Source organism: uncultured Ruegeria sp. (assembly GCF_947489545.1).
Lineage (GTDB): Bacteria > Pseudomonadota > Alphaproteobacteria > Rhodobacterales > Rhodobacteraceae > Ruegeria.
The window spans coordinates 1-8704 of the sequence record NZ_CANLDZ010000049.1; the positions used below are offsets into that span (position 1 = coordinate 1).

Annotated in this window: 9 protein-coding genes; 1 reads left to right on the plus strand and 8 read right to left on the minus strand. The window is 52.0% G+C overall.

Annotated elements, in window-relative coordinates:
- Positions 1-292: 292 nt before the first annotated feature.
- Positions 293-895 carry a cupin domain-containing protein gene (locus tag Q1B13_RS26375; protein WP_299085847.1) on the plus strand — a complete coding sequence of 201 codons (603 nt, stop codon included), beginning with the start codon at positions 293-295 and terminating at the stop codon, positions 893-895.
- 18 nt (positions 896-913) lie between these two features.
- Here Q1B13_RS26375 and Q1B13_RS26380 read toward each other — a convergent pair whose 3' ends face one another.
- From Q1B13_RS26380 to Q1B13_RS26415, 8 genes are all read right to left on the minus strand, one after another.
- Positions 914-1105, minus strand: coding sequence for a hypothetical protein (locus Q1B13_RS26380; RefSeq protein WP_298938464.1), 192 nt, complete (start codon positions 1103-1105; stop codon positions 914-916).
- Positions 1106-1415: 310 nt separating this feature from the next.
- Positions 1416-1640, minus strand: a complete 225-nt coding sequence (locus Q1B13_RS26385) for a hypothetical protein (protein ID WP_299085845.1) — start codon at positions 1638-1640, stop codon at positions 1416-1418.
- Between the two features lie 1142 nt (positions 1641-2782).
- The gene (locus Q1B13_RS26390; protein WP_298938467.1) at positions 2783-3013 is read right to left on the minus strand and encodes a hypothetical protein; all 231 of its coding nucleotides are present in this window, start codon (positions 3011-3013) and stop codon (positions 2783-2785) included.
- Positions 3014-3511: 498 nt separating this feature from the next.
- Positions 3512-3898, minus strand: coding sequence for a hypothetical protein (locus Q1B13_RS26395; RefSeq protein WP_298938469.1), 387 nt, complete (start codon positions 3896-3898; stop codon positions 3512-3514).
- Positions 3895-4197: a transposase domain-containing protein gene (locus Q1B13_RS26400; protein WP_299800814.1), complete on the minus strand. Its 303-nt coding sequence runs from the start codon at positions 4195-4197 to the stop codon at positions 3895-3897. The genes Q1B13_RS26395 and Q1B13_RS26400 overlap by 4 nt, the downstream gene beginning before the upstream one ends.
- Complete coding sequence (locus Q1B13_RS26405; protein WP_299085843.1) at positions 4140-4274, minus strand: transposase; 135 nt, start codon at positions 4272-4274, stop codon at positions 4140-4142. The genes Q1B13_RS26400 and Q1B13_RS26405 overlap by 58 nt, the downstream gene beginning before the upstream one ends.
- Before the next feature lie 178 nt (positions 4275-4452).
- Entirely contained in the window at positions 4453-5343 is an 891-nt protein-coding gene (locus Q1B13_RS26410) for a LysR family transcriptional regulator (protein ID WP_299085841.1), read from the minus strand.
- A gap of 360 nt (positions 5344-5703) precedes the next feature.
- Entirely contained in the window at positions 5704-8133 is a 2430-nt protein-coding gene (locus Q1B13_RS26415) for a S8 family peptidase (RefSeq protein ID WP_299085840.1), read from the minus strand.
- Positions 8134-8704: the final 571 nt, after the last annotated feature.

Below are 8704 nucleotides of genomic sequence, written 5' to 3' on the forward strand. Positions count from 1 at the left end.
ACCAGCTATGGTAAGCCTGCACCCTTCAGACTTTCACTTTGTCAACTTGGTCTAAGCGTAAAGTAACTGACCTTGGCTAGTTTGCGGAGATTCTGGGCGGTGGCAACAAGGAGGAATTCGTCATTTGCGCGCCCGATAGTCTGACCATAGCGGAGAATATTCGCCCCTTCCGAGAAATCCTCTGTCGACTTCTTGTGCGAACTTGGGACGGTCTCGATTGCCCCGGGCTCGCCTTTGCTCAGGTCTTACAAGGCGATGGCAATGTTAGCGTCATCATGCAAGCGCATGATCTATGTGGCCAAAGTTAGTCCCCCAGAGTGACAATGACCTTGATAAGACCGCTGCGATCACTGGCAAGTCTTCCAGTGGCATCACGACCGAGAATGACACATCTGCGTCAATCTCGCCCGCTCTTATCGCCGACAAGACCCTGTCAAAACCCGCCTCGATCGCGCCACGGTTTCCTGTCGCATCGAACACAAAATCGAAGCCGTCGCCCTCGTTTGTGGCAGTGGTCAGTGATGTGAAACCTAGCCGAAAACCGAACGATGTCTGTAACGCCGTAACGCGTTCTTCGCTGACGTCTACTGAATATCATGTCCATGCTTGTGAAGATGAAGCTGTTTATGTTCTGAGTGGTACGGGCACTGCACGTACAGGCGACGACACCCATGATATCAGTTCTGGAGACTTCATCGGCTATCCCAAAGGTGGCCCTGCCCATGAAATCCGCAACACCAGTGATAGACCTTTGCGGCTGTTGGTCATTGGGCAGCGGCTTTCGGAGGGCATTGTCGACTACCCCGATCAGAACAAACGTTTATACCGCTGCGCTGGACGCCCAAACGATCTAGTTGATATAGGACGGATCATTCCTTTGGGCTCCACCGACTGATCCACTTCCTAACCCTCCCTATTGTGAACTTGGTGGTCTGAGCTTACTCGCCCAGCTTTCCGCATATTCGCGAAACACGTCCGACCGTCTATCGTGCAGCGCCATCAACGCGCAGGCTGCCCACATCGCCGCGATACGGTCTGTATCCGTTTCATGCATCGCATAAGCATTTGCGGCAGCAGTGCCGGGCGTTGCTCGCTCGTGTTTCACGCGCCGCTCCTTACAGTGAAAAACCTACAACCCGCGCGGTTTAGTGCTTCGACGGCAACCAACAGGCCTTCCTTTACTGCCCGAGTAAGCAGTCACACCGCAAGTTTGACAACTCCATGCCGCCAAACCACCGCGATCACTCGCCGAATCTTTCGCCCATCGGCAAGTCGATTTTCTGCCGCCTGATCTTATTCTACGGACGACCAAGAACACCAATAGCGCAAGCGTCAAAACACCGATCAATGTCGCCCAGATCAACCAGGTCTCAAACCCACCGTCTGATACCGTGATGCTCTTCAAGCCGTCGCTCCTATTTGTCGACTTCTTTCGCCGAGTCGATGTCAGTGCAAGTCGGAAGCGAAGGGGGCGTCATGTCAACAACCGTCATCGACGGTAACGCGATCCCTCGGGCCATCTGGCTGCACAGCCGTTCAGCGGTCTCACGAACGCGCGCCCCGTCTAGATCGATGGGCGGTGGCGACAGGTACTCGATACCCCTCGACTCGATCTTCTCACTCAGCCATTTGTCCGACATGATATTTCCCTATTGCTCCAATCCAGCGCGAAATTCGACTTCTTGCAGTTCACGCCTAGCTTCTTCCCCATCGTGATGCTCAACGCTATCCAGTATTTGATGCCGGTATTCAGAAATGGCCAGTCGCGTTTGGCATCAGGCATCTAAACTGGCGGATGAACCTAACCGAAACATCATATGCAGGAGCGTTACCACAATTCTCAACCACAACATCAAAGCGCATTAGCGACCACTGATTGGCTTCCAAATTGGCCACAATATGTGGTCGCGCCAATGCTCGGGCCATTCGAACAGTTGCAACAACAAGTGCGCAAGCAAGAAACGCAAGGGCAACGGATGCAGCCACAGTAACCCAACCTGAAAGGCTTTCGAAAAATATGTTTGCCACAACAGCCTGATCCAATTCTTCACTCCTAGTTGTCGTCTACATCGGTGCAATAATCAGCCAAACCAGAAAGACCAAAATTACGATGGTAACGGCTCCGCTTAGAAAGCTGCGATGTTGGACTTTCCCGGTCAGAATGCTCCGCCACCTCTCTTAATCTTCTTCAGTACCTTCAACCACGGCAAACACAATACCTACGAGAGCCATAAGAAACAGAGTAAGTGGCGCGCGGCCAAGTGCCTTATCAACGTCATGCCGAGCGCCCCCTTATTCTGTGTTGCCTACTGAGGAACGAAGGGTAACCGAACCTCGGACCATTTGGCATTCAGCTTGCGGGCATGAACCTCATGTCTGAAAGCTGAATGTGTCATTGCGGCCCTTCTTTCGAGGGCTTGGGTATCCTGCGATACCTTTGATCCAGTTCTGGTAGGCTCGATCGAGATCACTCAATGGCTGTTGCTGGCAGTTTTGGAAATCGCGGCAATCCAATCGTGTTCGCGCAGTTTGCAAGCGACTGTCGGCTGATCTACAAAATTTCCTTCGAACAGCGCTGGGATTACTGGCAGCAGTTCCAATGGGTCAGCGGCAGGAATATCTCCTATATGTGCCAGGCCAGAGAGCCTACGAAACTGAGAGCCAAATTTGTTAGGTCACAGTGAGAAGCGGTCAATGGCCGCTAGCGCATTCCTGCCCGCCTTGAGGGACTGGGTTTTCAGCGACGTTTTAGATGAAATTTGGCAGAAAAAGGAGTGCTCTCTTACCTTTTAATTTCTTTGAGAGCGGCCTTCAGCGGTTTGGGACGATGGGAATCGACGTCACGCACCCAGACCTGTTTCCGGATGTCATGGATTGTGAGGGTTTGGCCAGGGTAAGCGGCCCTGATGCGGTCCAACGCGTCCTCTTCACAGGAACGTTTGATAATATGCTTTATTTTACCTGCACTTGTCGCGGTGAATGTGATTTCAAAAAAGAGCTCTTCAATGCGCATTCCACACACAGCCTTCAGGCAGTCAGTTGGTTGGCATAAATGCGGGCATATAATAGGCATTGGCCGGAGGTATTGTTACAGCCCGAACCAGAAACAGGGCGCCGCGACGATGAACCAATAGCTCCGCCCACGCCGCATGACCAAAAACCGAATTCATTGCAGTTAACGGTATTTTTTTGGCGAACATTCGGGCCGCCCTTTACTGAAACATTTACGCACATCTGAAGTTTCCTGATCCAACACTTGGGAAACACATCAACTCAAACCGACTGGCTTGAAAGAAGCAACGGTGTATGAACCATTGCTTCTTTGCTCTGCCCAACGTTCCAAAGCTCTGCTATTTGGCTGCCCGCAAATGCGACCAATCAATTCGTCTTTTGCCCAACCTTAGAGCCAAGTTGCTGCAATGGGAAATACTCCAATCCTATACTTGAATAGACACCTGCTATGGTGAGGCTTGCGCCTGTTGGGCTCTCATTTTGTCAACAAGGCATGGTCTCAGGGGTAAGCTTTTCGACATTGTGCTGTAGCAGACTGTACGCTCAATTTCTGTTTCTCCAGCCGAGCTTTAGCTTCACTCAGCTTTTGTTTTTCTTCGGAAATGTCGATAGCGACCGGTGACTCTTCAACGCGTAGCCGAGTTTCTTGGCACGCCTCGACCCTGCCCGCATCAACAGTGCATGCATAGGTATGTAGATATGGCACCTTTTGCGAATGAATTGCATAGCCCCGAGAAATGTTTCCTTCAAGGAACGCAATCGTTTCCATTGTGTTTCGCATCGGCGCTTCGATGCTGGCGACGCACTGCTCGTAGGGCGTCACGCACGCCGCCAAGACGATCGCTGCGGTGCTAAAAACGGCGGGTTTAGACAAAGAGATTTTCATATTTTGGGTTTTACGCCTATGAGCAGGCTCTCAGTCATACAGGTGGAATTGGCCTTTGCTGCACCTTCCGGAAGACCTGTTTCTGCTACTGGCTGGCTGCAGGCGGCAAGCATGAAGAGCGCCGGCAGAAGTTTGAGCCAGTAGAGTTTGTCGAGGCAGCTGATTTTGTGGCCGGCGATGCGCTCCAAGACCCCGCTCAGCCAGGCTTGTAAGTTGACGCTGTTGAGCTTGGCAGTCCCGATCAGAGTAAAGGCGATGGGTATAGCTTCTCCGCCACCTTTTGAGCCCTCAAACTCCAGCTTTTGGGCCCGATGATGACGGGCTTGATGGCTCGTTCTGCCGCGTTGTTGTCCAGTTCCAGACAGCACTGTTCCACTCGAAGCGCACCCCTTCCTTCATGAGGCCGCTCACCTCACGTAGTACTGAGTACATTCCACGACATTACGCTGAAGTGCCAATTCCCAACTTCTATTTTAAGATAGATCTTGTCTATGTTTTGGGAAGCGCTGGACCTTGATCCCAGCGGGCAACCTTCAATCGAGCTCTGCGAGCAATCACATAAAGTACTCATCTACTGGCTTCTGCCTGGCCAGTTCTTGAGTGAAACCCCGCATCTCAGATCGGGCAGTTTGGTGGGCATATCGAAGCGCAACCACATGACGTTCAAAGTCGGCATCCTCAATGGTCAGTGAGGTAAATTCCTTGATCCTTGGGATTGCCGTCTCGGGTAAAATCACAAACCCCCTCCCCAACCGCACCAACTCCAGAATCCAGTCAATCCGGTTGGAACGATATGTGAAATTCATGGTATTTCCACGATCGGCGCAAAAACTAAACAAGGCTTCACGCAAATCACTCTCAACTCTGGCCAGCGCCTCGTTGCCCACCAACACATCCAAGTTCACGCTTTCCCTTTGACTCAGCGGGTGTGTGGCGGAAACAACAACTCGGTAGGTCTCACTGTATAGTGGCTCCGCCCGGTAAAGCTCAGATGCAGCATCAGCATTTGTAATAGCGATATCAAAACGACCTTCCCGAAGGCCGTTCAGCAGCGCATTTTGTTTGTCGACAATGATCTCGAAATCAATTTCTGGTGCACGCGCCTGATGCCGCATTACCGCGTCTGCTATTCTGACTAGCCCGATACCTTCACCAACTCCGACACTGATGGGAATATCTTCATGATGAACGTAACGTTTGGCATCTACCATCGCTTTTTGAGTTTGCTGCAACACCTCCTTTAAGTACGGGAGAACGACTCCGCCTAGCCGCGTCAAGCTGCACCCGGCATGATCGCGCAAAAACAGCTTACCGCCCAACCCATCCTCCAGCTTCTTGATGGCTGTTGTGAGCGAAGGTTGAGTAACATTTAAAGCATGCGCTGCGTGAGTGAAGTTTCGATATTCAACAACTGCAAAAAAATATCGAATTTGATGCATTTCCATGAATTCTGTGCGCCCTCTCTTTGGCATAGCCAGTGAATCATTCGCACAAGAGATAGCTACATTAACGATAGTTAGAGGCTATACTGTCATAGTATATCGGTATTGGACTTCGAGCCTTACATGGTCAGTGACGCGGACGGGGATTTTCTCTGACCACATCACGCAATGTCAAAATCAATAACCCTCAAGCCAGACCCAGCAACCAGACCACATTTGAAAGAACGCTCTGGCACCCAACACTGGAACCAGCGTGCTGTAATAGGGAAGTACCCCAACAAATGAGGGTAAGTTTTAGGCGGCAGGGCTCGGCTTTGACAACAGCAGAAGTGTTCCCTGTGATCGGGTTGCGCTCACTGCGGCTCAGAAGCTGTGACTGAGGGCAAATCCAAAGTAGGGATTTTGATCACCGCCCCGTGCTCGATATCCCGCGTTAAACAAAATATCGGATCCAGGCGCATCTGAAGCAATCTGATAGGTCAGGCCAATATCTATTGGCCGCACTGAAGATGTAATGTCCACAGTTTGAGAGGTTCTTGTCACGCCCGTGCTTTCTTGACCGGCGACGGCTGCAACCCTGTCCTGAGGGAGGTCAATTGAGATCTCACCAGATGAGATCTGAAGCGGACTGGAGACAGACAGGCTCATAGTGCCCGGGCTGCCGAGAAAGCGTTTTTTGCTGATTGATATTTGGCCGGCACGTCCCATCAGGTTGTTGCCGCCAGTGACCAGGCCTGCTTGTTGGAAATCTGTCGTGCTTTGCGTGCCAGATACCGTCAGGAGAGTACCCTGCCCAACCGCAACAGATCCAGATATCTCAAGAAATGAGGTAGAGCTACGTCCGTCCTGACCCGCAGCACCCATAAAGCGTGATCCCAGCACCGTACCGTTTTCTTCTATGAGGCCGAACTGAGCAGAAAGGCCTGATCCATCTTTGTCTTTTGCCTCAAGCCCCACGCTGGTCCTGGTAAAAGAGTCAGAGGATGATCCGAATGCATGGTCGGCAATAAGCGCCAGTGTTCCCGTGAGTTCGAGCTTGTGCCCAAATGAGTAGTCTTCTGTAAGAAGTTGTCCAAATGGATCTGCGCCTGGATCTGCGTCTCCCAGGTTTATCTCTGAGGTCGAAGCACCTCCGTCAAAACGGATACCTGTGCTGTGATTTGAACGCATGACTGTCAGGGTGTCGCTGACCTTTACTTCCCTTGCGATCGTGAGACTGGGTTTTGGCGCTTCAATTTCGGAAACCAGGGCACTGGCGGCGAGATCAAATCCGCGCGTGTACTCATCTGTAACCATCAAGACCTGCCCTGTGAGGGCCTGGTTGAGTGCCGGCGCCAGGGCGCCGCTGGCGGCTATACCCGTTTCGGCGAGAGGGATAGCTTCGCTTTTGGTGGTGTTCCCCTGGTAAACAACAAGTTCACCGACAGGACGCATGGCGCGGGACAGATTGAGAAAGCCCTGCCCGTAGATCTCGTCAACGCCCGGCTCTCCGAGATCATCAGCTGTATCAAACATAATCTGAGAGATTTGAGGGGCCGTCAGCTCTGGCCACTGGCTCTTTAACAGGGCATATCCTCCAGTGACGTGTGGGGCAGCCTGCGACGTTCCGTCAAACGCAACAACGCCGCCGCCATTTCTGGTGCTAATAATACCCACGCCGGGCGCAGCGAGGCAAAAGTCTTTCGCGACGCCACAACGGTTGGAGAAACCCGCTATTTGTTTGTTCTGATCGACCGCGACGGCGGCGATGAAATAGCCGTCGTATTCGGGCAGTAAGACTGGAATGCCTGCATTGACTGCGACCTCGGGCAGGCTGTGGTTTCCTGCGGCAACTACAGATATCAGGTCAGCGTCTTTGGCTGCATTCAGGGCATTGATGATATCTTCTCCAAGAGCTCCAGCGAGCTGTTTGCCACTTGTATAATCAGTGATTGGTATGGTGATTTTGGTATCAGTATAGATGTAAACCCAACTGTTGTTCATGACGTGCGCATCTGCCTTGATTGAGCGGTTTATGGCATCAGGCCACACAATTCCTTTGAAGATGACAAGCTCCGATCCAAAAGCAACACCATGTGTGCCCTGAACGTCTTTCCGGCCTGCAGCGATGCCGGCAACATGCGTGCCATGGCCGTCAGTGTCTGAAATATCTCTGGGATCTCCAAAATAGGAGTAGCTGTTCTGAAAGTCGATTTTCCCGAGGAAGTCTCGATTGTTCACATCGATGCCAGTATCCAGGATTGAAATTTTTACGCCTTCCCCTTGTCCGCCTTTTGCATATCGCTCATCGGCTTCAATCAGAGACAGGCCATAGTTCCGGTTGAATTCCGGCGTTCGGAAGTCAGCAGGTCTGTCAGGACTGGGAGTGGGGCCTGGAGAAGGTGATGGGCCGGGATCTGGAACAGCCCGGGGAGCCGGACCAGGCTTTTGGCCACCACCACCGCCTGCGAGAGAAGTTGCAACCGCCATTCCGGCGACCCCAAGGACGATCATCAAACCATTTCCGGAAGTCGCCCCGAGGCTTGGTTCCGAAGGGGAAGATCTTCTGGTAGCTGGCGCACGATTTGAGGTTTGACGGAGGTATTCCTTCATAATCGTGGGACGGTTCAGGGTGATGTACTCGTGCGCATCCTCGAAGGTCGATGGATCCAGAGCATGTTCACTGATGAGGAGTTTCAGAGCCTGCTCATCTGAGTAGGAGGTCAGTTGTCCTGAGTAGATGTTTGCGGAGACGGCGGTAGCCAAGGTGACAATGGCCGTCGTGGTAAGGATCAACTTCCTAAAAGAAAACATGATAGCTCCTATGCCTTATGCGCGGAAAATCTAACCGCTCGGTTGCTACCGTGAGCCTTTGATACCAATAGACCGATGAACCGGCAGACCCACCCGGCCCGCAAGCAACAGGCTGAATTTATTGTGGGTATTGGCGAGTTTTTTTATCGAGCATTCGGTGGGCGAGCCATTCGTTTCCTGCTCAATAGTGGGGCTTGTTTGCTGCATCGGGAAATACACAAATATTATATTTGAATAGGCATCAGCTATGGTGCGGGCTAAGCACGCCAGATCTTCACTTCATCAACACAGTCTAATGAAATGGCATCTCTATTGTACGAGTTTCCAGTGCGCAAACCTCCTAAACGATCTTCGGGACAGAGAATGAGAAGACCGCGGCACATCCTGCGCAGATTGCAAGGTTGGCAAGCAGAATTGCGGGACTTAGGCGCCTGCGTTCTGACGTTCCAGAATCATATGCAGTGATTTGCGTCGATGTTTCTTTAGAACACCATTTTGAGGCCTGCATTTGCGCTCAGGGCGCTGGTATCACCTGCGTTGCTGAGCCCGGTGGCATAAGAGGCTTCGCCAA